This is a genomic window from Roseivirga spongicola, assembly GCF_034376045.1.
Lineage (GTDB): Bacteria > Bacteroidota > Bacteroidia > Cytophagales > Cyclobacteriaceae > Roseivirga > Roseivirga spongicola.
In genome coordinates, this window is the sequence record NZ_CP139724.1 from 1,662,221 (window position 1) to 1,687,212 (window position 24,992).

Here is a 24,992-nt window from a genome sequence, read left to right on the forward strand (position 1 = left end):
ATCATTCAAAATAGGGAAAATTGAAAGGAAGATGAAATGCTATTATTTAGGCTTGAATCTCCTTGTTTAACCCTAAAGGGAACAAAGAGCTTTTCAAGTTTCACACCCTTTAGTCCCGACTGTTATCTGGAGGGGTTAAAGAAACTTGAAAACAATATTATTATGCCAACCCTTTGTCACGCATTTTCATGAATTCAATGTAGCGTCTTCTAGTGGCTACAATGAACCCGAAAATCATGATGATTGTACCAATCCACAGAATGTTGATTTGTGGCTTTTCAATGGCTTGAAGAATGATCCAATCCTTTTGGGTAGTTTCAATTCCTAATTCAACCGAACCATCTTCGGGGTTAATGTTTTCTAATGTAATTCTTGAAGCAATTTCCTGATTCAATTCAGCTGGTCTTGCCAAGTTATTGTCCTTTATCACAAACTTAGGTTCCAACAATAGCTTTTGGTTGTCTTCAATTAGCACCTCAATATTTGCCTGAACTGCAGCATCGTTTGGTCCAACATCCACAAAGTTTACACTCGGAATTCTTTCCAAGCCTTTGAAATTGGCCACGTAATCATTGATAAAGAATCTTTCGCCAGGCATTACTTTGATAATTTCCTTCTCACTCCATTCGGTAAATTCATCATCAAAATCGGCTTCTAGCTGAACGAATGTATAAACATCCCTATTCCAGTATTTCTTAATTGACGGAGACTGTACTCTTCCACCCATATTCTCATTCTGTTGAATTCTAGGGTAAAGGGTGAACTTTTTGCCTGAGCTTAAAGAAGTGTATTCAATTTCGTGATAGGTGTTTTCTGGCACTCTGAAATACAATGTATCTCCGGCTTCTGCGTATTGTTTGCCTTCAGAAGAAATATTGACTCTAGTGATTTTATAGTGAGGGTCTTCCGTATCGTCAAGGTGAGATTTTTTGACGTAACCAGGAATTCCTTCGGCTTTCATTCCTTCGCTTTTATAAAGAAGAGAGTAGCCAGCCATAGGTTTCGGGTCATTCAGAAAAAGAACCACATTATCTGAATTCTGTTCTTCTGTAAATTCTCTACTAATTATGGTGGTGTTTTTTGAAATCACCTGTGAATAACCTTCTGAGAACATGATTCCAACGAGCATCATGGCAATACCAATATGAGCAATTGACCCGCCAGTAAGCTTGTAGCTTCCCGACTTTACCAAGTCTATCATTATTTTAAAGTTGGAAACCACAGAATACATTCCGGCAACCAACACGACAATATAAACTGGGTTATAAATGTCTTCTAGCACAAACACTAAGGCAGAGAGCATCAAAGAAATAAGAATAGGGAAGGTAATGGCGTTTTTCAGCTTGTCTTTGTCCATTTTCTTCCAGAAGAAGAATTGCCCTGTTCCGGAAAGTAATGCAATGCCTATACCGAACCAAACCTGCCATTTAGAGTAGAACTCGACCTGATTTGTTGGTGGAGCCAAGCTTGAATAGCCTCCAAATAGTTCAACTATTTTATTGATAACTGGGAATGAGGTCGGAATCAATACCTGAAAAGACATCAGACAAAGCACCAATGCTCCTATGAATATCCAAAACTCTCTAGAATATGCCGTTGCCTCTTGTTCGGACGTAGGTAGTTCTTTCCAAACTCTTGCGGCAATAAATATCGATGCAATTATGAAGAAGAAAAGGTAAATCAATAACTGTCCTGATAAGCCGAGATCTGTGAATGAGTGTACGGAAGTATCTCCAAGAATTCCACTTCTGGTCAGGAAGGTTGCATATAAAATCAATATGAAAGTGGAAATAACTAGTACTATAGATGTCTTGAGGGCGGTGTCATTCTTTTTGAAAATGATCATGGTGTGCATACTGGCAATCAATATTAACCAAGGAATGTAGACTGCATTTTCTACAGGGTCCCAATTCCAGTATCCGCCAAAGTTGAGGGTTTCATAGGCCCAATAGGCCCCCATAATAATGGCAGTTCCTAAGATTACTCCACCGAAGATTGTCCATGGCAAGGCTGGGCGGATCCAATCTTTAAAGTCTCTTCTCCAAAGGCCAGCAATACAGAAAGAGAAAGGAATAAGGGTTAAGGCGAAGCCCAAGAAAGTCATTGGCGGGTGAATCACCATCCAATAGTTCTGAAGTAGTGGATTTAAACCAGTTCCATCTTCTGGAATGAAGTTCGGGTTGATTAGGAAAACAGGGTCACTAACAACATCTCTCAACAGTAAGAATGGCGATGAACCTAATTTGAAGTCTCCGATTACCACACCTAAGATCATGGAGGCTAAGAAAGCCTGAACAGCGGCAAATACTGTCATTACTGGAGCCTCCCATTTCTTATTGGTTTTAATAAGAACGAAACCTAAAAGAGCATTCCAAACAGACCAAATCAAAAAACTCCCCTCTTGTCCTTCCCAAAAACAAGCAATCATGTAATGAACAGGTAGGTCTTTAGAGGCATGAGACCAAGCATAATGGTACTCGAAGTAGTTATTATATATGATCAGGAATAGTGTAACTGCTGTGCCCAGAACAGCGGTTCCGTGAATCCAGAAGGAATAACGACCAAACTTCAGCCATGAGTTATCGCTAAGATTGTCTGTAGAAGCAGCTTTACCATAGGCAAAAGCAGCTACTATAGAAGCAACAAACGAAATGATAACCAGTAAATGACCGATATTACCAAAAGCGGTGTGAACAGTAGTAGCTAAGATCAAGAGCTAGGAATTAAGTTTCAGCAAATTAAAGAGAGGTCTCTTCGTATTTCGAAGGGCATTTTAGAAGAACCTTATCTGCAACAAATCTGTCGCTTTTGTATCCTCCAATAACCACTACCTTATCCGACTTCAATAAGTCTGTAGGCATAGGTTGATTTAAATAAACCTTTTGTTCTTTATTGTTTTCATCAACTAGAACAAACTCAACAGAAAGCATGTCTTGGCTTGGTTGTAAGCCAACCACTTCTCCAAGCGCATTTTTCTTCAATTCACCCACTACGTGAATCGATTCGTCACTCCCTTTTGTAGCCAGAGCATAGGCTTCATCGAAGTTGGCATAAGAACTTGCGCTACTCGATGTTGAAATGATAATTGCTACAGCAATGGCAATAACAACTAGACCAATTATACTTGACTTTTTCATCTCCTCCTCAATTTCTAATTATGGGTAAAATTACAACACAAACCTCTAAGAATTAACCTTTTCGGTGAAAACCTCCCTTTCGATTTTGGAGATTTTGCGGTCTACAACTATAGTGTAACCAATAAGTCCGATAAAGACGGTCATTACTACAGCAACTACTACGTAAATCTTTCCATTAGAACGCATACTATCGGCCATTTCAACAGAAGTATTGCCGTAGTCTTTGTCCGTAATAGAGTAGGCTCCATCTTGAGCAAAAGCACTCAAAGACAAGAACAAAAGAAATATGATTAGATACTTTTTCATCGATTTAATCTTCTAAGGCCGTTTTAATTTTTCTGATGCGTACACGAAGTGAAACTAGCCATGTGCCCAAGAGTGCCCAGCCAATTATTGCGGGGTAGAATATCATTCTTAGTCTGCTGTCTAAGTCATAGGCATTAAAGCCTGGATTTCCACCATTTCCAGGATGAAGCGAACTGTCCGTCATCCTTGGTAAAATGAATAATAGAGGGATTAACGCAGCAAACGCAAATACGTTGTATATGGCACTTACTCGTGCTTTTTGTTGCTGATCTTCTAGCGAATTTCTTAATACCAGATATGCTAAATAGATGAGCAGAGCAATGGCTGAGCTATTTTGTTTTGGATCGCCACTCCATGGTTCACCCCAAGTGAAATTTGCCCAAATGGCTCCTGTAGTTATTCCTAAGATTCCGAATAGCACACCAGCATTGGCAAATTCTACGGAATAATGATCGTGCTCAATTTTGTTAGATCGTAGATACTTAATGGCATAAACAACCGAAACAGTTAGAAGAATGATCATGCCGAACCACATAGTCACATGGAAATGCAGATTTCGGATAGTTTCGTTTAGGATTGCAAGTCTGGGAACTTCAAACAAAAGTGCACCGAGTATAACATAAACGAGGAGCACTACACAGAGGATTTTCCACCACCTTTTCTTCATGGTCAACTACCTTTGACTTATGAGCGCCAAAGATAGGGGAATAACAGGTAGGAAACCGCAATAATAATGGCATTTATGCCTACCAGTGTGCCAATCTGATCTAAATACTGAGAGCGATCTATCCCGTCTAATGCGTTTCTAGAACATTTGATGATGACAAGCAGCATTGGTATCATTACCGGAAAACTAAGCACAGCAATGAGTGTGCTACTATTTGGAGCTTTTGAGGCTATTCCAGAAAGCATAGTCAGGGCAGATGCGAGACCAGTTGATGCAAGAATTACTGTTAGGAGAAACATTGGTTTATCTTCAATAGGGTTACCCATTACAACGCTGTAAAAGAAGTATCCAACCAATGTTAAACCTATCATCAATAATGAGTAGTAGATAATCTTAGAGATGATGATCTGTTCTGGCTTGGCAAGGGTGTAATAGTAAAGTAGTCTACCATTCGCTTCCTGAATAAAGCTCTTAGCAACCGAATTGACTCCTGCAAAAAGTATGATGATCCAGAAAAGAGCATTCCAAGTTAATCCTTGAATGGCTCCTACTTTTACATTGAAGCTCATGTAGCACACAAATATGGTTGAGGCTAAATACAGTAGCATACCGTTAAGAGCATACTTCTGTCGCCATTCGGAGCGAAATTCTTTAGATATGAGACTTAAAATCTGATTCATTTTTCTTGGTGAGTGCAAATATATATTATGTTTGCAAATTCAAATAGTCTACAAAAATGGTGGGCAATATAGGTAGATTTATTCAGGCTACTAGTTCTTATGGCTCAGATATTTATTAATTAGGTTTGTAATTTAAAACCTGAATATGGCTGATAGTAGAGTTCGACACCTAGCAAAGACGGTTACATGGAGAATTGTTGGGACAATTGACACTATGATATTGGCCTGGATAATTTCAGGTAGCCCAATAACTGGACTTAAAATTGGAGCCGCAGAGGTAGTGACTAAGATGGTTTTGTACTATCTGCATGAAAGGGTCTGGTATAAAGTTAATTTTGGCCTAGATAGAAGAAAAGAAAGAAGAAATAGATTAAAAAGGGCCGAATCGGTTTCTGAAAATATTATTCGCCAGAACTTTAAGGTTGATAGAACGAAGAGACAAAACCTTCTTAATCAAAGGCCTTTGTTAGTGTGGTTTACAGGTCTTTCCGGAAGTGGAAAATCAACGTTGTCTAATCTGCTTGAAGTAGAGCTACACGAGTCTGGCTATAAGACTTATGCATTAGATGGAGATAATATAAGACAGGGCTTGTGCAATGATTTGGCATTCACTGAAGAAGATAGAGTGGAAAATATTAGAAGAATTGGAGAGGTAGCAAGGTTGTTCTTAGATTCTGGAGTGATTGTTCTGAATTCGTTTGTATCTCCTTTTGAGAAAGATAGAGAAGCAGTAAGAAATTTAGTGGGGTCCGACAACTTTATTGAGGTCTTTGTTGATTGCCCTCTTGAAGTTTGTGAGGCACGAGATGTGAAAGGGCTATACAAAAAAGCTAGGGAGGGAAAAATAAGGAACTTTACTGGCATAACCTCTCCATTTGAAGTTCCGCAAAAACCTGATGTTATTATAAAGTCGGCAGAAGAGGATCCAAAAGATTCATTGCACAAATTGTTAAGTATAGTAGAACCAAAAATCTCAATAAGACAAAATGTCTAAGTATAACTTGACACACCTTAAAGAGCTAGAGGCTGAAGCGATCTATGTGATCCGCGAGGTGTTTGCCCAGTTCGAAAAACCCGGAATTTTATTTTCTGGAGGTAAGGATTCAATAGTAGTAACCCATTTGGCTAGGAAGGCTTTTTGGCCGGCAAAAATTCCGTTCCCTCTAGTTCATATCGACACGGGTCATAACTTTCCTGAAACGATCGAATTCCGAAATAATTTGGCTGAAAAGTTGGGGGCAGAGTTGATTGCACCATCCGTTCAAGATTCAATCGATAAAGGTCGAGTGAAAGAAGAAACGGGAAAAGATGCCTCAAGAAACTGGCTTCAGATTACAACTTTGCTAGATGCTATTGAAGAACATCAGTTCGATGCCTTAATGGGGGGCGCCAGACGGGATGAAGAGAAGGCCAGAGCTAAAGAGCGTTTCTTTTCGCATAGAGACGACTTTGGACAATGGGATCCGAAAAATCAGCGCCCTGAGCTCTGGAACCTGTATAACGGGAAAAAGAGTTTCGGAGAGCATTTTAGAGTTTTCCCTATTTCTAACTGGACAGAAATGGATGTTTGGCAATATATTTTGGCCGAAAACATCGATATACCATCTCTTTATATTGCACATCAAAGAGATGTGATTTGGAGAAATAACTCCTGGCTTCCAATGTCTGAATTCATTCAACTAAGAGAAGGTGAAGAAGTTATTAACAAACAAGTTCGTTTTAGAACCTTGGGCGACATTACTATCACGGGTGGTGTTGAATCGGGTGCTGATACAATTGAGAAGATAATAGGTGAAGTGGCTGCTGCGCGCCAAACAGAGCGTGGCAACAGAGCAGATGATAAACGCTCTGAAACCTCAATGGAAGACAGAAAAAAGGAGGGTTATTTCTAATGGAAAAATCTTACTTAGATATGGAACTACTACGTTTCACGACTGCAGGAAGCGTAGATGATGGGAAAAGCACACTAATTGGTAGGTTACTATTCGACAGTAAATCAATTTTTGAGGATCAACTTGAACATGTAGCAACCTCCAGTAAGAGAAGAGGTCTCAGTCATACGGACCTTGCATTGTTGACAGATGGCCTTAAGGACGAGCGTGAGCAAGGAATTACGATTGATGTAGCTTACAGATATTTTGCAACGCCTAAAAGAAAGTTCATCATTGCCGATACTCCTGGCCATATTCAGTACACCAGAAATATGGTCACCGGTGCTTCTACAGCCAATTTAGCATTGATACTAATTGATGCTCGAAAAGGTATTGTAGAGCAAACTTGCAGACATAGTTTTATCGCATCATTGCTTCAAATTCCGCACATTATTGTTTGTGTGAATAAAATGGATTTGGTGGATCATAGCGAAGAGGCTTTCGAGAAGATTAAGTCCGATTACAAAGATTTTGCAGCAAAGCTAGATGTTAAGGATATCAGGTTTATCCCTATTAGTGCGCTTAATGGTGATAACGTGGTGAACAGGTCAGAAAATATGCCCTGGTATGAAGGGGCTACCTTATTGAATACGCTCGAGAACATTCACATAGCAAGCGATTATAATCACATTGATGGAAGATTTCCAGTTCAGACAGTATTGAGACCAAAGAGCGATGAGTATCATGACTATCGAGGTTATGCTGGTAGAATTGCTGGTGGGATTTTCAAAAAGGGAGATGAAATAACTGTTTTGCCTTCAGGGTTTACTTCTAAAGTGAAGCAGATTCACTTAATGGAGGAAGAAATTGAGGAGGCTTTTGCTCCAATGAGTGTTGCAATGACTCTTGAAGATGATATTGACCTTGGAAGAGGTGATATGATTGTGAAGACAGGTAATCAGCCAAATGTTTCTCAAGATGTAGATGTGATGCTTTGCTGGTTCTCACCACAAGGTCCTCAGGTAAGATCTAAGCACACGCTTATCCATACTTCCAATGAAGTAAAAGCTATGGTTAAAGATATTCATTACAAGCTAGATATCAATACCCTTCACAAGGAGCAATCATATGATAAGATTTCGATTAACGATATTATCAAGGTTTCCTTGCGAACTACGAAGCCAATTATGAATGACAGCTATCGTAAAAACCGATCTACTGGCGCCCTAATTTTGGTAGATGAATCTACCAATGAAACTGTAGCTGCAGGAATGATTGTGTAATGGGGTATTCCTTAGAAGAATTGTTAGCAATAGCTCGAGAAGCTTCGAGCCATGCCAGTAAGGAAATACTGAAAATATATGAATCTGAAGACTTCGGGGTAGACATGAAGTCCGATTCTTCTCCTTTGACGAAAGCAGATAGAAAAGGGCATGAAGTCATTTGCTCTTACCTTGAACAAACCGGTATCCCAATTTTGAGCGAGGAGGGTAAACATACTGCTTACAAGGAAAGGAAAAACTGGGAACAGCTTTGGATAGTAGATCCTTTAGATGGAACCAAGGAGTTCATCAAGCGCAATGGAGAGTTTACTGTAAACATTGCACTTGTTGAGAACCAAAAACCAATTCTTGGAGTAGTAGAAGCTCCAGTTTTGGGTATTCAGTACTATGGAACTCTTAAAAAAGGTGGCTTTAAAACAACTAATGGAGTGGAGGACAAATTGAATCCCATTAGAGCGTTTGATAGCAAAAGTAAAGAGTTAAAGGTAGTAGCATCAAGGTCTCACCTGAATCAAGAGACAGAAGATTTTCTAAATACTTTACATTCCCCAGAGATTGTATCAATGGGGAGTTCCCTAAAATTCATGATGATTGCCGAAGGTAAAGCAGATATTTATCCTAGATTTGCTCCTACCATGGAGTGGGATACCGCTGCTGCTCATGCAATTATTTCTTCTTTGGGTGGTAGGGTAGAAACTCCCCATGGTGTTGAATTAATTTATAACAAACACAACTTACTCAACCCATACTTTAGGGTTTATTAATCATGAGTGACAAAATCGCGATAATAGGATTAGGATACGTGGGTCTACCGCTTGCTGTAGCTTTTGCAGAGAAGTACCCAGTAGTAGGTTTCGACATCAATGAAGCCAGAATTAAAGAATTGAATGGTGGTCATGACCATACCTTAGAGGTTGAAGATAACTTGTTAAAGACTGTTTTAAGCGCTAAAGGTGATTCTAAAGGGCTGTACAACACCAATCTTTTAGATGATGTTAAGGGTTGTAATATTTACATAGTAACAGTCCCTACCCCAATTGATGATGATTATAATCCTGACTTAACTCCACTCATTAAGGCTTCTGAAACTATCGGAAGGGTTCTTAAGAAGGGAGATATTGTTATATATGAGTCAACGGTATATCCTGGAGCAACGGAAGAAGATTGCGTCCCGGTATTGGAGAGAATTTCTGGCCTAGCGTATAATGAGGACTTCTATTGCGGTTATTCACCGGAAAGAATCAATCCTGGAGATAAGGAGCACACCGTTACGAAAATCCTTAAGGTAACATCTGGTTCAAATCCAGAAATTGCAGAAAAGGTCGATCAACTGTATAAATCAGTTATTACAGCAGGAACTTACAAAGCAGCATCAATCAAAGTAGCAGAAGCTGCCAAAGTAATTGAAAACTCCCAGCGAGATATCAATATTGCCTTTGTGAATGAATTGGCAATGATTTTCAATAAAATGGGTATTGATACCGTAGATGTCTTAGAAGCTGCTGGTACCAAATGGAATTTCTTGCCATTTAGACCAGGTTTGGTAGGAGGACACTGCATAGGAGTAGATCCTTATTACTTAGCTCAAAAGGCTCAAAAGGTTGGATATTACCCACAGATTTTGTTAGCAGGAAGAAGATTAAATAATTCGATAGGACCTTATGTGGCCAGTGCAATGGTTAAACTATTGATGAAAAACGGATCGGTTGTCAATAAATCTAAGGTACTTGTGCTGGGAATTACCTTTAAAGAAAACTGCCCTGATATTAGAAACTCGAGAGTTATTGATATCATTAAGGAGTTACAGGACTTTGATGTTTGTGTCGATGTTTTTGATCCATGGGCAAATCCAAACGAAGTGAAGCATGAATATGGACTTGACTTAGTATCAAAAGATGTTCTGTCTGATACTGAATATGAGGGGGTTGTCTTGGCGGTGTCTCACAAAGAGTTTGGCGGTCAATTTATTGATGACCTTCCAGGAGACTCAATTATTTATGACGTTAAATCGTTTCTTCCAAGAGAAAAAGTAACCTCAAGATTGTAATGGCAAAAATATTAATTACTGGTACCGCAGGTTTTATAGGATTCCATCTGGCTAAAAGGCTTTTAGAAAGAGGAGATCAGGTAATTGGTTTAGATTCCATCAACGATTATTACGATATCCGTGTGAAACATGGTCGATTGGATCAGACTGGAATTGACATTAAAGATGTTCATTACGGCAAATTAGTCCAAAGTTCCAAATACCCTGCTTATCGATTCATTCAGTTAAAGTTAGAAGATGCTGAGAACCTAAATAAACTTTTTGCTTCAGAGCAATTCGATAGGGTTATCAATTTGGCCGCCCAAGCTGGAGTAAGATATAGTTTAGAAAACCCTCAAGCATATATTGATAGTAATATTGTTGGTTTCGTCAATGTTTTAGAGGCCTCCAGACACAATAAAGTAGGACACCTATCATACGCTAGTAGTTCATCTGTTTATGGGTTGAATGAAACAATGCCTTTCTCCATTCATCATAATGTAGATCATCCGATCAGTTTGTATGCTGCTAGCAAAAAGAGCAATGAGTTAATGGCTCATACTTATAGTCATTTATTTAACCTCCCTACCACAGGGCTTAGGTTCTTTACAGTTTACGGGTCGTGGGGAAGGCCAGATATGGCTTTGTTCTTATTTACCAAAGCAATTCTAGAAGGCAAGCCAATCAATATTTTTAACAATGGAGAAATGTCGAGAGACTTCACCTATGTTGATGATATCGTGGAGGGAGTGATTAGAGTAAATGATAATCCCCCTAAAGGAAATAAAGAATGGAGCGGTAAAAATCCAGATCCAGGTACCGCCAAGGCCCCTTATACTGTTTATAATATTGGGAATAATTCGCCAGTTAAGTTGATGGACTTTGTTTCTACCATTGAGAAGTGCTTGGGGATAGAAGCCAAGAAAAACTTTATGCCTATGCAGGCGGGTGATGTTGCAGCAACTTATGCCGATGTTCAAGATTTGATTGATAATTTAGGCTATAAGCCTGAAACCAGCTTGGAGTTCGGTGTTGGAGAGTTTGTGAAGTGGTACAGAAGTTTTTACTCCGTTTAGCTGTTTATTCGTGGATTTGTTCAGTATTTCCTAAACATATAAACACCTCAACGATTACTCGGGTAATCTGCAAATCAACGTATAAACGTAAGAACTATGAACTACACCTATTCTTTTGAAAAGCTGGAAGTTTGGCAAAATGCTCGCACACTGGTTAAATCAGTTTATTTACTCACAAAAAACTATCCTGATGATGAGAGGTTCGGCCTAGTTTCTCAAATGAGACGATGTGCTATATCCATTGCTTCAAATTTGGCAGAAGGAACAGCCAGAAGAACAATGAAGGACAAATCTCATTTTACAACAATGTCTTATGGTTCTGCTTTAGAGCTTTTAAATCAGTTGATCTTATCTCTCGACCTTGAATTTGTAAACGATCAAGAATATTCTGAAACAAGATCTCAGATTGAAGGGGTAACGAACAAACTGAATAGTTTAAGAAACTCGCAAATCAACAATTAAACAAATCAACGCATCAACATGAAAGAAATTAGAATGGTTGACCTTGTGGGTCAATACGCCAAAATTAAGGACGAAGTAAAAGAAGAGGTTAATAACATTCTTGAGTCTGCAGCATTTATTAATGGGCCTGCAGTTCATAATTTTCAGACCTCTTTAGAGAAATACTTAGATGTTAAGCATGTCATTCCATGTGCCAATGGAACCGATGCGCTTCAAATCATTATGATGGCCTATGATTTTCCAAAAGGGTCAGAAATACTTGTTCCATCTTATACTTATGTAGCCACGGTAGAGGTTATTGCCCTTCTTGGTTTTAAACCGGTCTTTGTGGAGGTTTATCCTGACACGTTCAATATCGATATTGAAGATTTGGAATCTAAGGTTTCAGAAAATTCAGTGGCAATTGTACCGGTGCATCTTTACGGACAGTGTGTTGACATGGAGCGGTTAATGAGTGTAGCAAAGACTCATGACCTAAAGGTTTTTGAAGATACTGCACAAGCTATCGGTGCAGAATATACGTTTTCTGATGGAGAGAAAGCAAAGGCGGGTACAATTGGCGATGCTGGGGCAACTTCTTTCTTTCCTTCAAAGAATCTTGGCGCTTATGGTGATGGTGGTGCTATCATGACCAATGACGATGAATTAGCTGCCAAACTTCGAATGATTGTTAATCACGGTCAAAGTAAAAGATACTATCATGATTCCATCGGGGTTAACTCGCGTTTGGATAGTATTCAGGCTGCCATTTTGAACGTAAAGCTCAAATATTTAGATGAGTACAATTCGGCACGATATAAGGTTGCTGATGGCTACTCAGACTCTTTTTCAAATGCTGGATGGATAACTCCTCCCCATGAGTCTCAATTCAGTACTCACGTTTATCATCAGTACACTTTAAAGTTGTCTGATGGAATTGATAGAAATGGATTAGTTGATTATTTAGCCTCTTTCGAAATTCCATCAATGATTTATTATCCTGTTCCGAACCACTTGCAAAAGGCATATTCATATTTCGGGTACCAAACAGGCGACATGCCAAACACTGAGGATTTATGTTCCAGAGTCATTTCATTGCCTATCCACACAGAAATGAGTGATGAACAGCTTAAGTTCATTGTAGATAAGGTACATGGTTTTCAAGGATAGTTTTAGGATCATTCCAGCCGCTTAATTAATCAGTTATTTCTGAGCAAAAATATTCCTCTTATTTTTTGTGATTATTTAAGAATGAGTAGATTTACTACTCATTGCTAGGTCTCATAATGTGACCGACCGGGCGAAGCTGTAAATAGCTAAATGTTAGAAGCTCTTATTTCTTCCAAAACCAGAATTAAACTTTTATTGAGGCTCTTCTTAAACCCGGAGAGCAAGTCTTATCTCCGTGGTTTAGCTGATGAGTTCGAGGAAAGTACCAACTCAGTGAGGCTTGAGCTTTCTCGTTTTGAGGAGGCAGGAATGGTAGAAAGTGAGCTGGTGGGAAACAAGAAGTACTACAAGGCCAATACGGGCTTTTCTCTTTTTAATGAGGTTCGAAGCATATTACTTAAGCAAACTGGGCTTAGCTCTATTATAGAGGAAGTCATAGAGAAGTTAGGAGATTTAAGATCAGTTTATTTAACAGGTGATTTAGCTTGTGGTAAACAATCCAATGTGATTAGCCTCGTTTTTGTTGGAAATCCCGATAGAGTTTATTTAACACACTTGGTAGATAAAGTTGAAGATTTGATCGATAAGAAAATCCAATATTTAAATTATACCGAGGAAGAAGCTAAGTCTTTAGATTTTGAGTCGGAGAAGTATCTGTTGCTGTGGAATGAGTAAGTCGGATTCAAGATATTGGACAGCATTTTATACTAAGCCACGTAATGAGAAAAAGGTGGCTGAGAGACTTTCGGAGCAAGGTTTCGATATATATTGTCCAACAAGAACTGTTATTAAGCAATGGTCGGACCGGAAGAAGAAGGTTAAAGAACCTGTTTTTAATTCGTACATTTTTGCGAATGTTGATGAATTAGAAAGACAAGAAATACTTCGAGACCAAGGTGTAGCCTCTTCCGTGTTTTGGCTTAAAAAACCAGTTGTAATTAGAAGTTACGAGATTGAGGCAATAAGAGAGTTCTTAGAAGATTACCCTGAAGCAAAAGCTGAAAACATAAACCTTAAATATGGGCAGGAATTAGAGATTTCTGATGGTCCTTTAAGAGGAGAAAGAGGCGAACTAATTAAAAGGAAAGGAAATAGGGTGATCCTCAATATTTTATCCTTGAATTATTCTTTACAAGCAGAAATATCTGTTTTAAAAGTTCAAGAGATATAAAATGCTTATTCTTGCAGATTAATAGATATTTATGTTAATAACTACTTTCAAAAGAGCACTACACCTAATCTGCTTTTTGTTATTAATAGTTAATCTGAACGACTCGCATGGACAAACCTTCATGGGGCAGGATTTAAAAACCATTAATGTAGATGAGATGTCCGATGAGGAGATTCTCAGATACATGAAGCAAGCAGAAAGTAGCGGGTATACTGAACAACAAATGGAGGCTATTGCTAGACAGCAAGGAGTGTCTGAGTCCCAAATCGCTAAACTTAGACGAAGAGTGGAGCAGCTAAGGCTCCAAATGTCCCAACAAGGTACGGAGTCCCAAACTGGTCAAAATCTCACAAGCGGAAGACAAGGCTCTCTACAAACAGGCTCTGATATCTTTGGCAAGGACCCATATGAAATTCCGGAAGAGGACTTAACTGAGGAGCAGAAGAAGATTTTTGGTTATGATCTTTTCCAAAGAGAAAACCTCAATTTTGCACCTAACTTGAATATACCTACCCCTGAAGATTATACTTTGGGTGCTGGAGATATTATTGTAGTTGATTTATGGGGAGCTACTCAAATTTATAATAGACTTGAAGTTTCACCGGAAGGCACTATCAGACCAGATAATTTAAGTCCTATTTATGTAAATGGATTGTCCATTAAAGATGCTGAAAAGAAAATCATCGATAGATTAAGCCAGATTTATAATGGTTTAAAGGGAGAAAATCCGTCCATTTTCTATCAGATTAGTTTAGGCAATGTTAGAACTGTTAATGTTTCCGTGGTTGGAGAGGTTAACCAGCCGGGGAATTACTCTCTATCTTCTTTGTCCACCGTTTTTACCTCTCTTTATGCTGCAGGAGGGCCGAATGAACAAGGTACTTTTAGAAATATACAGCTAGTGAGAGATGGGAAGCTCAAAGCTACTATTGACCTCTATGACTTTCTTATCAATGGCTTTCAAGATAATAACTTGAGAATCAAAAGCGGTGATGTTGTAATAGTTCGTCCTTTCGAATCGAGAGTTGAATTGGAAGGTGAGGTTAAGCGTCCTGGATACTATGAAGTTCTGGACGGTGAAACTTTTGAGCAATTACTAGCTTACGCTGGAGGGTTTACTAATACTGCATATAAAGCTTTGGTTACTGCTAGAAGAAATGGACTTAAGGAAAGGGAAGTAATAGATGTTAATGCATCTGAGTTTAATGAGTTTGAACCGAAGGATGGTGATATTTTTCAAATCACACCAATACTTGACCGATATAGAAATAGAGTTCAAATAGATGGAGCCGTTTACAGAGAGGGGGAGTATGAATTAACTCCTGGTTTGACATTGAGGAAATTGATTGAGAAAGCAGATGGCTTAAGAGGCGATGTATTTATGAATCGTGCTACAATCTATAGAATGAATGAGGACTTTTCTCAAGATGTGATTCCTATAGATTTAGGGCAACTAATGAATGGTACTATTGAAGATGTTCTTTTGGTAAGAGAGGATATAGTGAGTATTAGTTCCATTTACTCTTTAAGAGAGGAATATATTGTACAGATTTCAGGAGAGGTTTTAGAAGGAGGAGTGTATCCTTTCTTTAGACGAATGACTGTTCAAGACCTCATAATTTTAGCTGGAGGTTTGACAGAGGGAGCATCTGGAGCTATGGTTGAAATCTCTAGAAGAAATACTAGCCCTTCATTAAATACAATGGCTGAGATAATTACTGTTCAGGTTGATAAGTCACTCTCTTTGTCTGCTGAAGATAGAAATATTATGCTTCAGCCTTTTGATCAAATCTATATACGGAAAACACCTGGTTATACTATTCAGCAACAGGTAACAGTTGAGGGAGAAGTAATCGCTCCTGGAACTTATTCTATTAGTAGAAAGGACGAAAGAATTTCTGATATATTGAAAAGAGCCCAAGGCTTGACTACCTATGCTTACCCTGAAGGAGCTATTCTGGTAAGAAAAACGGAATTCTCATCATCAAAGACAAACGATCAAATTTCACAAGAATACTTACAGCAACTAAGGTCAAAATTGTTAAGCGATGAATCTGCTTTAAAAAACATAAGTCAAACAAGGTTGATTGAACGGTTGAACAAGATACAAAATAAGATTGCTCCAAATAATGAGGCAGATGTGGTAGGCTCTCGAGTTAGAAAGGAAAACATTTTGGACATTCAAGAACAAGACTCTTTAATTCGAGATATAGAAATTAAAGAGGAGGAACCTACTGTATTAGATTTGGTGAAAATTTTAGACGCACCGGGTTCCAAGTACGACTATATTGTAAAAGAGGGGGATGTTATTTCCATTCCGCCTAAACTGGAAACAGTAAGAATTGCTGGAGAAGTCATATCTCCATTGAATGTGAGGTACGATGAGGATTATGACTTTAAAAATTATATCAATGATGCAGGTGGTTTTACTGCTGTAGCTAAGAAGGGAAGAAGCTATGTACAATATCCTAATGGCAGAAGTAAACAAACGAGAAGATTTTTATTCTTTAAGTTTTACCCAAAAGTCGAACCTGGGTCAACGATTTTTGTGAGTAGAAGGCCGGACAGGGAGCCTGTTAATTTTCAAGCAATAATTGCGGCCGCTGGTTCGGTGGCTACGCTTGCTTTGGTAGTAGATCGGCTGTCTAACTAATTAAAGTATGAAGTTTAGTAAGATAATAGAGGTAGGTAATAAACAAATTGGAGGAGAAAATCCATGTTTTGTCATAGCTGAGGCTGGTGTTAATCACAATGGTGATTTATCAATGGCCAAAGAAATGATTGATGTTGCAATAAATTGCGGTGCAGATGCAATCAAGTTCCAGTCTTTTATAGCAAAGGAACTCATCTTATCCAACGTTGGTATGGCCACTTATCAAAAGATTAATTTAGAAAAGGAGGGGTCTCAATTTGAAATGTTGAAACAACTTGAGGTGTCAGCAGAAAAGATGTTAGAGCTAAAGCTGTATGCAGATTCCAAAAATATAACTTTTCTCACCACGCCCTTTGATCAGGTTAGTCTAGATGCACTGGATATCTGTGATTTGGATGCTTACAAAGTAGCATCCACAGATACAACAAATCTTATGTTTCTAAAGAAGATTGCTAGAAAGGGCAAACCAATGCTGCTTTCTACAGGTATGACTTATATGTCTGAAATCAGGTATGTTTTGGAGGAGATTTCGAAGATAAATAAGAATATTATTTTGTTACATTGTACTTCGAATTACCCTACTCCACCTCAAGAAGTGAACCTTGAAGTGTTGAGGTCATTTAATCATGAGTTTGAAATTATAACTGGATTTAGTGATCACACAGAGGGAGTAGGAGCTTCACCTTATTCTCTAATGTATGGTGTGAAAGTTATTGAAAAACACTTTACTCTCGACAAGAATCTACCTGGGCCTGACCATGTGGCCTCTCTTGAGCCCGATGAACTTACCCTGTTTGTTAATGAAGTTAGAAAGGCTGAAAAATTTATTGGAAGCCCAATTAAGTTTCCGACAATCAGTGAGTTAGGCACGAGAGCCTCACTTCAAAAGTCAATAGTAGCAGCAATGGATATTCAAAAAGGAGAAATTTTGACTTTAGAACACGTAAATACAAAAAGAACTGGAGGAGAAGGTATTCCAGCTTTATATGTAGATCAAATAGTTGGTAGAAGAGCAAAGAGGTCTTTTCAACGGGATGAAGTTATAGAATTATAAAAGGAGGGGGCTAACAGTTGTCAATTTTTGTATCATCAGCCTGTATTAGGGAGAGAAACCTTAAAAAAAATGTTCTTGAATTGAAACGATTAGGATTTCGTTCTGTAGAACTCACAGGTGGTCTCCAGTTTTCAGGTTCCAATATTTCAGAGATCAAGAATATAGTTGAACAAAGCGATGTAAGTTTGCAGCTTCACAATTATTCTCCTCCGGTTGAAAAGGATTTTGTCCTAAATATGGCATCCCTTAACGAGAAGACATTTCAGCGTTCATTGTCTCATGTTCAATCTTCTTTGAAACTGTCGGAAGAGTTAAACCTAGGAAAGTATGCTGTTCATGCAGGTTTTTACATTCCTATCGAAGCAGATGAGTTGGGAAAGGTTATCACCAAAAGGGTGCTTTACGACCGCAAAGAGTCCTTTGAACGATTTGTAAGCACCGTTACAAATTTATATTCTAAAGGTATAGGTGATCTTTACATAGAGAACAATGTTGTCTCCAAGGCTAACTTCGATGAGTATGGGGAGAATCCATTTATGTTGACCTGTGCTGATGAATATTTTGAGCTCAAGGAAAGAATTCCTCAGTTAAAGATATTACTTGACTTTGCTCATTTAAAGGTTTCTTGCCAATCCTTGGGGTATTCATTTGAAGACGAGGCCTCCAGGTTGGTGAAAGAAACAGACTATGTACACGTAAGTGATAATGATGGTTTATCCGATTCCAATCAGGGTGTGAGCCAGGATTCAGAAATGTATGAAATTCTTAAGACGTCTCAGTTAAGAGGCAAAACAGTTACATTAGAAGTTTATTCTGGCTTAGAAGATTTAAAAAGAACTTACGATTTGATTGATCAATTGCAATGATAAAGTATCCAATTTATCAGCCTTCCATAGGAAGTCGGGAGAAGGAATTAGTTAATAATTGCTTAGACTCTTCATGGATATCTTCGCGTGGAGAATATGTTGACCTGTTTGAGGAAAAACTGTGCCAGATAGCAGGTGTCAAACATGCCATAAGTATGCATAATGGTACTCATCCACTTCATATTGCATGTCTTTTATTAGGCCTAGATGGAGAAAGTGAGGTTATCATGCCGGTTTTTTCCTATGTAGCGACAGCGAATGCCGTTGCCTATTGTGGAGCTAAGCCCATTTTTGTAGATATTACTCAAGATGATTGGAACATAGATGTAAGCAAGATCGAAGACCAAATTACTTCAAATACCAAAGCTATAATTGCTGTTGATATTTATGGTTATCCAGCTAACTACAGGGCCTTGAGAGAAATTGCACAGAAGTACGATATTCGAATCATTGCTGATTCTGCGGAGTCTATTGGTGCGGAGTATTTGGGTCAGAACTCGGGTGCATTTGGTGAATTATCTACCTTCTCTTTTTTTGGTAATAAGACTATCACCACTGGTGAAGGTGGAGCCCTTCTTACCGATGATGATGACTTTGCAGAGAAAGCACGACAATTAAAAAATCAAGGTAATTCAACTACCCAACGCTATTATCATGATGTGTTGGGATACAATTATCGGATGACCAACATTCAAGCTGCGATTGGATTGGCTCAATTAGAAAAATTGGATGCCATTCTCGAAAGAAAGCGTGAAGTCTACAAAAGATATCATACTAATTTGAGTCAATATGTTCAATTTCAAGTGCCCAAAGAGCACGTAAATCCTTCATACTGGTTAGTTTCATTTTGTCTTCCTCATGGAGTATCTAGGTCAGGTCTAGAAGACTTCATGTCACGTAAAGGAATTGAAACTAGGCCATTTTTCACCTCAATGGATGATTTACCCTACTTTGAAACGGGTAATTTCGAGCAGTCAAAAGATATTTCTAAAAGGGGGGTGAGCATACCAAGTTATCCTCAATTGACAAATGAAGAAATCGATTATATAAGTCAATGCGTAATTGACTTTTTAAGTAGTTAATAAATGAAAAGAGCATTAATCACTGGTATCACCGGTCAAGATGGATCATATCTGGCAGAGTTTCTTTTAAACAAAGGTTATGAAGTCCATGGACTCGTGCGCAGAGCTAGTCTAGAACAAAAGTTGAGAATTGATCATCTTTATAAAGATCCACATAAAAAATCTAACTTCAAGGTTCACTATGGCGACATCACAGATTCAATGAATGTTACTCGTTTAATTCAGCAAATTGAACCAGACGAAATATACAATCTAGCGGCTCAAAGTCATGTAAGGGTCAGCTTTGAAATTCCTGAGTATACTGCGAATGCTGATGGACTTGGAACAATGAGGGTGCTCGAAGCTATTCGTATTTCTGGGCTAACCGAAAAAACTAGAGTATATCAGGCTTCAACTAGTGAACTTTATGGTAAGGTGCAGGCCGTCCCTCAGAACGAAGAAACACCCTTTTATCCAAGAAGTCCATATGGTGTGGCCAAAATTTACGCTTACTGGTTAACAGTTAATTATCGGGAGGCTTACGGTATGTTCGCCTCGAATGGCATTTTATTCAACCATGAATCGCCTAGGAGAGGAAACAGCTTTGTAACAAAAAAAATTGCAATGGCTGCATCGCAAATTAAAAAAGGTGAGAGAGAAAAACTCTATCTGGGCAACTTAGATGCAAAACGCGATTGGGGATACGCTAAGGAGTACGTAGAGTCTATGTGGCATATTCTTCAGCATCACGAAGGTGACGATTTTGTGATTGCCACAGGCGAGACCCACTCTGTCAGAGAATTTGTAGAGCTCGCTTTTGGTCATGCCGGAATTGAGTTGGATTGGGAAGGCGAAGGTGTAGATGAAAAAGGAGTAGACCGCAAGACGGGTAAGGTGATTGTAGCCATAGATCCTTGGTACTTCAGGCCAACAGAAGTTGATTTATTGATTGGCGATGGTACTAAAGCAAAAAAACTCCTTAACTGGGAGCCCAAAGTGAAGTTTGAAGAGTTAGTGGGAATAATGATGGAACATGAGTTAAGACAGGTATGAGATTAAATAGCCTTTTGCTCAATAGGTTAAAAGATATCCGTGGCTTTTTTCTAATCTCATTGATTGTCAACTCCTTATTAAGAAAAAATCGATTTCTAAATTACTTACATGTGAATTCGATTTGAGCTGACCTATATTATTCTCTTTATTAACAATATCTTAAAGAGAATGCTATTAAAGTTACCATAAAAACTAAGGTTAATAAAACAGTGATTAATTTGAATGAAGCTTTAGTAGTAATTCCTGCCCGAGGAGGATCCAAAGGGTTGAAAAGGAAAAACATAAAACTACTCGGGGGCAAACCCTTAATTCAATACACCATAGATGTAGCACTAGAGCTGTTTGAGGAAGAACAAGTTTTAGTTTCTACTGATGATTCGGAAATAAAGGATATTGTCGAAGAGTTGGGATTAAAAGTACCATTTACCAGGCCGGCAGAACTGGCCACTGATCAGTCTACCTCTAGAGAGGCCCTGCTTCATGCCATTGGTTGGGCAGAAAACAATGGTATGAAGCCTGATATAGTGATCATGTTGCAACCTACCTCCCCTTTTCGCCAGGCCGTTCACATTAAAGAGGCCCTTGAAAAGTACCATGCAGATTTGGACATGGTAGTTTCTGTCAAGAAGACCAAGTCCAACCCCTATTTTGTGCTGTTTGAAGAAAATGAACATGGATACTTAAGGAAATCCAAAGACTCAAATGTAACCCGAAGACAAGACCTGCCAACCGTGTGGGAGTATAATGGCGCGGTCTATGTCATAAATGTTAACTCATTGAAAGAAAGGGATATTCATCAGTTTGAAAGAGTTACGGGTTTTGAGATGGATAAAGAATCATCAGTAGACATCGATGACATCTTAGATTGGAAATTTTCGGAATTATTAATTTCTAAGGGTTAGAAGGGTATACTTGTATATTGACTTTATTCTTGATTTATATTGTTCTGAGTTAAAAATCTGATTTAATAGATTTTTATTATTTTATTTTTATAAATATTATATAAATCATTAAAATAATATGTTATTACTGCATTATATATTGAATTAATGCTTAAGAAGCTTCTTTCTCATACTGTTTTATACGGAATATCTCCTCATGTTTCCAAAATCGCCTCAATATTTATTCTCCCGATTATTACAAAATACCTTACTGAATTAGATTATGGTGTTTTTGGTACTATAACTGCATATCAAACAGCTTTATCGGTATTGTCAACTATTGGATTGCGTGTTGTTTTAGTTAATTCCTATTTTAAATCTCCAAGTCAATTTAAATGGCTATGGAGACAAGTTTATGGATTCCTTATTCAATGGTCCATTGTATTTGCTTTTTTATCAGCAGTTATACTCTATTTCATTATACCTCCTGAAGCTAGACAAAATGAATTCAAAATCATTTGTCTTTCAGTTTTCCCTCTAGTTTTATTTGGACCAGTAAATTTGATAGGGTTTAATTTTTACCAATTAAGACAAGAACCTATTCAAATCGCAATTCGTACTATTTGTTCAGGTTTAATTACGGTATTCCTTAATTTATATTTTATAGCCATTTTAAAAATGGGCTATATGGGTTGGATTTGGTCTACTTGTATAGTTAGTATTTTATTGAACCTCTCTTATCTTTTTCCAGTACTAATTACTCACCAACTGACACCAATTTTTAATTATAAAAAGGGAACAATCCTAAATTCTTTACGAATTAGCCTTCCACTTGTTCCACACTATTATTCAGGCTTTTTATTAGAAAGCTCTGATAAAGTAGTCATGGATAATTTGGGAGTTGGGACACCTTCAATTGGTAAATATAATGTGGCTTATACCGTTGCTAGAGTAGTCAGCAGTTTAGGAAATGCCTTGGGGTTAGCTATAGGGCCTTTACTAAATAATTTTTATAAACAAAACGATTATATCAAAGCGAGAAATTTAATTGTAACGTCTCAAAAATTGATGCTCTTGCTAACTGCTGGTTTGGCATTATGGTTAAAAGAGATTTTCATGTTTTTAATCAATAATGATCAATTGGCTGAGACATATGATGTAGGTATAGTTTTAGTTATGAGTTATGCTTACAGACCTATGTACCTTGGAGCTAGTGCACGCCTGATGTTTGAAGAGAAGACGACTTGGATGCCTAGACTAACATTTACAGCCGGTGCTTTTAATGTGTTTTTGAATCTGTTATTAATTCCAATTTTTGGTTTTGAAGTGGCTGCAATAACTACTTTCATCAGTTATATGCTGATGGGATATGGTTTTTATTTTGTTAGAACTGTTAGAGAGTTGTTGGTTGTTAACTACTATCCCATTTTCATGTTTCTAGTTACATGCTTATTGACTATTGGAGTATTTTATGCCCGAGATTTGAAGGTTGAATTTAAGTTAGTTATAAGTCTATTTGTTCTTTTATGTATTTCTTTTTTTTATATCAAATCCAAAAGCCTTAAAAATGAGTATGGATAGGGAAAAGATTATAGATTTTTTGAATGCAAATTATGTTTCCGTATTTATCAATCACCCTATTCTTGGTAAAATTGACTTATGGCCATTAATTCGTGTACAGCTATACTCCCAATTAATTAAAAATTTAGAAAATTTGTCCACCTCTAAGGATGAAAGGAAAAGTACCATTTTTGAAAAAATTGTATCAATACCTTCAAGGCTGAGGTCTATAGCTGAATGTTTTTTTATAAAGAAAAATGAAAGGTTACTACTCGGGGCTAATTCACATAGAGTAGATCATGAGGGCAGTAGCTTTAATAGGTTTTTTGATCCAGAATTAACGAAGAATGGCTTACTTCTAGAATATGCAGGAAAAAGGGATGTAAACTATTATTCTAAAACAATTGAGCTCTTTGAGGTTTTACCAATTTGGTCTTTTTTCTCAGGTTATAATAAATATTCTATAAAGGAAGCTGAACTTTTTAAGTTAAGATGTCTGCTAGATGTTGTTTCGAAGAGATTTGGTTGTCCTTTTTTAAACTTTGAATCTACTATTCTCACTTCATTGAGGACGATAGGTAAATGGGAAAATTTATTTACTTTCTTATTAAAGAAATCAAGGGCTCAGGAGGTAGTGGCATTGTGCTATTATAGTAATCCTGTATTTGGAGCTTTTTTAGCGGCATCACGTATAGGGGTTAAAAAAGTAGATTTGCAACACGGTCCACAAACTTCAACACACGGAGCTTACGGTAAATGGAAATACATTTTCAAGAATCATAATTACTTAATGCCAAATGAATTTTGGACTTGGGATGAATCGTCTGCCAAAACAATTAATGATTTTACTTTAAATCCTGAATATCACAGATCAGTTGTTTATGGTAATGATTGGATTAAATATTGGAAGAATAAGAATTCAAAAATGGCTATACCCAATTCGTTATATTTATTGAGCCTACAGCCATTGGAAACACCTATACCTTCAGATTTTTTAAATTTTATGGCAAAAACGGCTGGAGATGGTGTTTTCTGGTGGATAAGATTTCATCCACGTCAAACGTTATTAGACTATGCTTTTGTTAAGGAGTTACTAATCAATCATATAACGAATGATGAATCTTTTTTTCTAGATAAGGGAAATGAATTTCCACTACCGGAGATACTAAAAAATACTTCAGTACATTTTACTTGCTTTTCTGGGACTGCATTGGAAGCGGCAGAATTCAATATTCCAACATACTTTTTAGATTCTAGAGCTTGTGATTTAATAGTTCAAAGGCCAAAATTATTCTTTTGGTTTCGAGATTTTAAAATCGGTTGGGAAAAATTCGAAGTTGAATGAGGTTATTAACTAAAATATTTGAATTTATTTCAAAAAGAAATGTGATTCAAGTTACTGATCGTTTAAAAATATCAAATTCTGCTAAAATATCTGGTTGTAAATTATTCGGTAATATAGAGATATCAGAAAATGTAAAAATAGCTGGAGGGGTTCAAATACACTCTGAATCCAAAAAAGTAACAATCGGTAGATATTCAGCAATTAATGGCCCGAATACAGATATTCATTGTTATATAAATTCTGTTAGGATAGGAGCTTTTACAAGCATTGCGAGGAATGTTAATATCCAGGAGTTTAATCATAACTACACAGGAATATCAACGTACTTAATTAATAAGAATATTTTCGGTAAAAGTAAAAGTCTAGATATTCATAGTAAAGGCGAAATTATCATTGGTAATGATGTTTGGATTGGGGCACAATGCGTTATCCTGAGTGGTGCGAAGATAGGGAACGGAGCTATTATCGCTGCTAACTCAGTCGTTGTGGGTGATATTCCTGCCTATGCTATTGCTGCAGGAACACCGGCTAAAGTTTTAAAGTTTAGGTTTGATAGAGAGACAATTGACATATTGGAATCAATGGCATGGTGGGAATGGTCTATCGAAAAAATCATTGAGAATGAAGATTTATTTAATTTGAAAAAAATTAATTCTTGTAGTTTAAATTCGTATTTACAGAATGACTAAAA

The 24,992-nt window shown here is 37.5% G+C and carries 24 protein-coding genes; 19 read left to right on the plus strand and 5 right to left on the minus strand.

Annotated features, from left to right (window positions below; all coding sequences use genetic code 11):
• Window positions 1–160 precede the first annotated feature (160 nt).
• Genes ccsA (T7867_RS07300) through T7867_RS07320 form a run of 5 tightly spaced genes read right to left on the minus strand, consistent with a single transcriptional unit; the run spans window position 161 to window position 4,790 of the window.
• A complete protein-coding gene (gene ccsA / locus T7867_RS07300) occupies window positions 161–2,713 on the minus strand; it encodes a cytochrome c biogenesis protein CcsA (RefSeq protein WP_245660209.1) in 2,553 nt (850 codons plus the stop codon).
• A 25-nt stretch (window positions 2,714–2,738) separates the two neighbouring features.
• Window positions 2,739–3,137 carry a cytochrome c maturation protein CcmE domain-containing protein gene (locus T7867_RS07305; protein ID WP_068217374.1) on the minus strand — a complete coding sequence of 133 codons (399 nt, stop codon included), beginning with the start codon at window positions 3,135–3,137 and terminating at the stop codon, window positions 2,739–2,741.
• Between the two features lie 45 nt (window positions 3,138–3,182).
• The gene (locus tag T7867_RS07310) at window positions 3,183–3,443 is read right to left on the minus strand and encodes a CcmD family protein (RefSeq protein WP_068217376.1); all 261 of its coding nucleotides are present in this window, start codon (window positions 3,441–3,443) and stop codon (window positions 3,183–3,185) included.
• A 4-nt stretch (window positions 3,444–3,447) separates the two neighbouring features.
• Entirely contained in the window at window positions 3,448–4,110 is a 663-nt protein-coding gene (ccsA, locus tag T7867_RS07315) for a cytochrome c biogenesis protein CcsA (protein ID WP_068217379.1), read from the minus strand.
• A 17-nt stretch (window positions 4,111–4,127) separates the two neighbouring features.
• Window positions 4,128–4,790, minus strand: a complete 663-nt coding sequence (locus T7867_RS07320; protein ID WP_185101202.1) for a heme exporter protein CcmB — start codon at window positions 4,788–4,790, stop codon at window positions 4,128–4,130.
• Between the two features lie 145 nt (window positions 4,791–4,935).
• On the opposite strand from T7867_RS07320, the gene cysC reads away from it, so the two are divergent.
• The 19 genes from cysC (at window position 4,936) to T7867_RS07415 (ending at window position 24,990) form a co-directional block, all read left to right on the plus strand.
• Window positions 4,936–5,784: an adenylyl-sulfate kinase gene (gene cysC / locus T7867_RS07325; protein ID WP_084375576.1), complete on the plus strand. Its 849-nt coding sequence runs from the start codon at window positions 4,936–4,938 to the stop codon at window positions 5,782–5,784.
• Entirely contained in the window at window positions 5,777–6,682 is a 906-nt protein-coding gene (gene cysD, locus T7867_RS07330; RefSeq protein ID WP_068217382.1) for a sulfate adenylyltransferase subunit CysD, read from the plus strand. The genes cysC and cysD overlap by 8 nt, the downstream gene beginning before the upstream one ends.
• Complete coding sequence (locus T7867_RS07335) at window positions 6,682–7,944, plus strand: sulfate adenylyltransferase subunit 1 (protein ID WP_068217385.1); 1,263 nt, start codon at window positions 6,682–6,684, stop codon at window positions 7,942–7,944. Before cysD ends, T7867_RS07335 begins: the two co-directional genes overlap by 1 nt.
• A complete protein-coding gene (gene cysQ / locus T7867_RS07340; RefSeq protein ID WP_068217388.1) occupies window positions 7,944–8,708 on the plus strand; it encodes a 3'(2'),5'-bisphosphate nucleotidase CysQ in 765 nt (254 codons plus the stop codon). The genes T7867_RS07335 and cysQ overlap by 1 nt, the downstream gene beginning before the upstream one ends.
• 2 nt (window positions 8,709–8,710) lie before the next feature.
• A complete protein-coding gene (locus tag T7867_RS07345) occupies window positions 8,711–9,991 on the plus strand; it encodes a nucleotide sugar dehydrogenase (protein ID WP_068217391.1) in 1,281 nt (426 codons plus the stop codon).
• Window positions 9,991–11,046 (plus strand): NAD-dependent epimerase, encoded by a 1,056-nt coding sequence (locus tag T7867_RS07350; RefSeq protein ID WP_068217394.1) that lies wholly within the window; start codon window positions 9,991–9,993, stop codon window positions 11,044–11,046. The genes T7867_RS07345 and T7867_RS07350 overlap by 1 nt, the downstream gene beginning before the upstream one ends.
• 96 nt (window positions 11,047–11,142) lie before the next feature.
• Window positions 11,143–11,508 carry a four helix bundle protein gene (locus T7867_RS07355; RefSeq protein WP_068217397.1) on the plus strand — a complete coding sequence of 122 codons (366 nt, stop codon included), beginning with the start codon at window positions 11,143–11,145 and terminating at the stop codon, window positions 11,506–11,508.
• Between the two features lie 18 nt (window positions 11,509–11,526).
• Window positions 11,527–12,657, plus strand: a complete 1,131-nt coding sequence (locus T7867_RS07360) for a DegT/DnrJ/EryC1/StrS family aminotransferase (RefSeq protein WP_068217400.1) — start codon at window positions 11,527–11,529, stop codon at window positions 12,655–12,657.
• 150 nt (window positions 12,658–12,807) lie between these two features.
• Entirely contained in the window at window positions 12,808–13,332 is a 525-nt protein-coding gene (locus T7867_RS07365; protein ID WP_068217403.1) for a winged helix-turn-helix domain-containing protein, read from the plus strand.
• Complete coding sequence (locus tag T7867_RS07370; protein ID WP_068217406.1) at window positions 13,325–13,828, plus strand: UpxY family transcription antiterminator; 504 nt, start codon at window positions 13,325–13,327, stop codon at window positions 13,826–13,828. The genes T7867_RS07365 and T7867_RS07370 overlap by 8 nt, the downstream gene beginning before the upstream one ends.
• Before the next feature lie 31 nt (window positions 13,829–13,859).
• The gene (locus T7867_RS07375; RefSeq protein WP_068217409.1) at window positions 13,860–16,481 is read left to right on the plus strand and encodes an SLBB domain-containing protein; all 2,622 of its coding nucleotides are present in this window, start codon (window positions 13,860–13,862) and stop codon (window positions 16,479–16,481) included.
• Between the two features lie 7 nt (window positions 16,482–16,488).
• Complete coding sequence (locus T7867_RS07380; RefSeq protein ID WP_068217412.1) at window positions 16,489–17,535, plus strand: N-acetylneuraminate synthase family protein; 1,047 nt, start codon at window positions 16,489–16,491, stop codon at window positions 17,533–17,535.
• Between the two features lie 80 nt (window positions 17,536–17,615).
• A complete protein-coding gene (locus tag T7867_RS07385) occupies window positions 17,616–18,401 on the plus strand; it encodes a TIM barrel protein (protein WP_157717534.1) in 786 nt (261 codons plus the stop codon).
• On the plus strand, window positions 18,398–19,483 hold the full coding sequence (locus T7867_RS07390; protein ID WP_068217418.1) for a DegT/DnrJ/EryC1/StrS family aminotransferase: 1,086 nt from the start codon (window positions 18,398–18,400) through the stop codon (window positions 19,481–19,483). The genes T7867_RS07385 and T7867_RS07390 overlap by 4 nt, the downstream gene beginning before the upstream one ends.
• A 3-nt stretch (window positions 19,484–19,486) precedes the next feature.
• Complete coding sequence (gene gmd / locus T7867_RS07395; protein ID WP_068217421.1) at window positions 19,487–20,515, plus strand: GDP-mannose 4,6-dehydratase; 1,029 nt, start codon at window positions 19,487–19,489, stop codon at window positions 20,513–20,515.
• 218 nt (window positions 20,516–20,733) lie between these two features.
• A complete protein-coding gene (locus T7867_RS07400) occupies window positions 20,734–21,417 on the plus strand; it encodes an acylneuraminate cytidylyltransferase family protein (protein ID WP_068218498.1) in 684 nt (227 codons plus the stop codon).
• Window positions 21,418–21,564: 147 nt separating this feature from the next.
• A complete protein-coding gene (locus tag T7867_RS07405) occupies window positions 21,565–22,977 on the plus strand; it encodes a lipopolysaccharide biosynthesis protein (protein ID WP_068217424.1) in 1,413 nt (470 codons plus the stop codon).
• A complete protein-coding gene (locus tag T7867_RS07410; RefSeq protein WP_157717535.1) occupies window positions 22,970–24,301 on the plus strand; it encodes a hypothetical protein in 1,332 nt (443 codons plus the stop codon). Before T7867_RS07405 ends, T7867_RS07410 begins: the two co-directional genes overlap by 8 nt.
• Window positions 24,298–24,990: a CatB-related O-acetyltransferase gene (locus tag T7867_RS07415; protein WP_068217430.1), complete on the plus strand. Its 693-nt coding sequence runs from the start codon at window positions 24,298–24,300 to the stop codon at window positions 24,988–24,990. The genes T7867_RS07410 and T7867_RS07415 overlap by 4 nt, the downstream gene beginning before the upstream one ends.
• Window positions 24,991–24,992 lie beyond the last annotated feature (2 nt).

What these genes read in the sequence shown, in the direction of transcription:
- T7867_RS07350 (WP_068217394.1), top strand. Translation starts at nt 9,991, where the DNA reads ATGGCAAAAATATTAATTACTGGTACCGCAGGTTTTATAGGATTCCAT.
- T7867_RS07375 (WP_068217409.1), top strand. Translation starts at nt 13,860, where the DNA reads ATGTTAATAACTACTTTCAAAAGAGCACTACACCTAATCTGCTTTTTG.
- T7867_RS07415 (WP_068217430.1), top strand. Translation starts at nt 24,298, where the DNA reads ATGAGGTTATTAACTAAAATATTTGAATTTATTTCAAAAAGAAATGTG.
- T7867_RS07320 (WP_185101202.1), bottom strand. Translation starts at nt 4,790, where the DNA reads ATGAATCAGATTTTAAGTCTCATATCTAAAGAATTTCGCTCCGAATGG.
- T7867_RS07365 (WP_068217403.1), top strand. Translation starts at nt 12,808, where the DNA reads ATGTTAGAAGCTCTTATTTCTTCCAAAACCAGAATTAAACTTTTATTG.
- T7867_RS07380 (WP_068217412.1), top strand. Translation starts at nt 16,489, where the DNA reads ATGAAGTTTAGTAAGATAATAGAGGTAGGTAATAAACAAATTGGAGGA.
- T7867_RS07410 (WP_157717535.1), top strand. Translation starts at nt 22,970, where the DNA reads ATGGATAGGGAAAAGATTATAGATTTTTTGAATGCAAATTATGTTTCC.
- cysD (WP_068217382.1), top strand. Translation starts at nt 5,777, where the DNA reads ATGTCTAAGTATAACTTGACACACCTTAAAGAGCTAGAGGCTGAAGCG.
- T7867_RS07305 (WP_068217374.1), bottom strand. Translation starts at nt 3,137, where the DNA reads ATGAAAAAGTCAAGTATAATTGGTCTAGTTGTTATTGCCATTGCTGTA.
- cysC (WP_084375576.1), top strand. Translation starts at nt 4,936, where the DNA reads ATGGCTGATAGTAGAGTTCGACACCTAGCAAAGACGGTTACATGGAGA.
- ccsA (WP_068217379.1), bottom strand. Translation starts at nt 4,110, where the DNA reads ATGAAGAAAAGGTGGTGGAAAATCCTCTGTGTAGTGCTCCTCGTTTAT.
- T7867_RS07335 (WP_068217385.1), top strand. Translation starts at nt 6,682, where the DNA reads ATGGAAAAATCTTACTTAGATATGGAACTACTACGTTTCACGACTGCA.
- T7867_RS07405 (WP_068217424.1), top strand. Translation starts at nt 21,565, where the DNA reads ATGCTTAAGAAGCTTCTTTCTCATACTGTTTTATACGGAATATCTCCT.
- T7867_RS07360 (WP_068217400.1), top strand. Translation starts at nt 11,527, where the DNA reads ATGAAAGAAATTAGAATGGTTGACCTTGTGGGTCAATACGCCAAAATT.
- T7867_RS07310 (WP_068217376.1), bottom strand. Translation starts at nt 3,443, where the DNA reads ATGAAAAAGTATCTAATCATATTTCTTTTGTTCTTGTCTTTGAGTGCT.
- T7867_RS07370 (WP_068217406.1), top strand. Translation starts at nt 13,325, where the DNA reads ATGAGTAAGTCGGATTCAAGATATTGGACAGCATTTTATACTAAGCCA.
- cysQ (WP_068217388.1), top strand. Translation starts at nt 7,944, where the DNA reads ATGGGGTATTCCTTAGAAGAATTGTTAGCAATAGCTCGAGAAGCTTCG.
- T7867_RS07345 (WP_068217391.1), top strand. Translation starts at nt 8,711, where the DNA reads ATGAGTGACAAAATCGCGATAATAGGATTAGGATACGTGGGTCTACCG.
- T7867_RS07355 (WP_068217397.1), top strand. Translation starts at nt 11,143, where the DNA reads ATGAACTACACCTATTCTTTTGAAAAGCTGGAAGTTTGGCAAAATGCT.
- T7867_RS07390 (WP_068217418.1), top strand. Translation starts at nt 18,398, where the DNA reads ATGATAAAGTATCCAATTTATCAGCCTTCCATAGGAAGTCGGGAGAAG.
- gmd (WP_068217421.1), top strand. Translation starts at nt 19,487, where the DNA reads ATGAAAAGAGCATTAATCACTGGTATCACCGGTCAAGATGGATCATAT.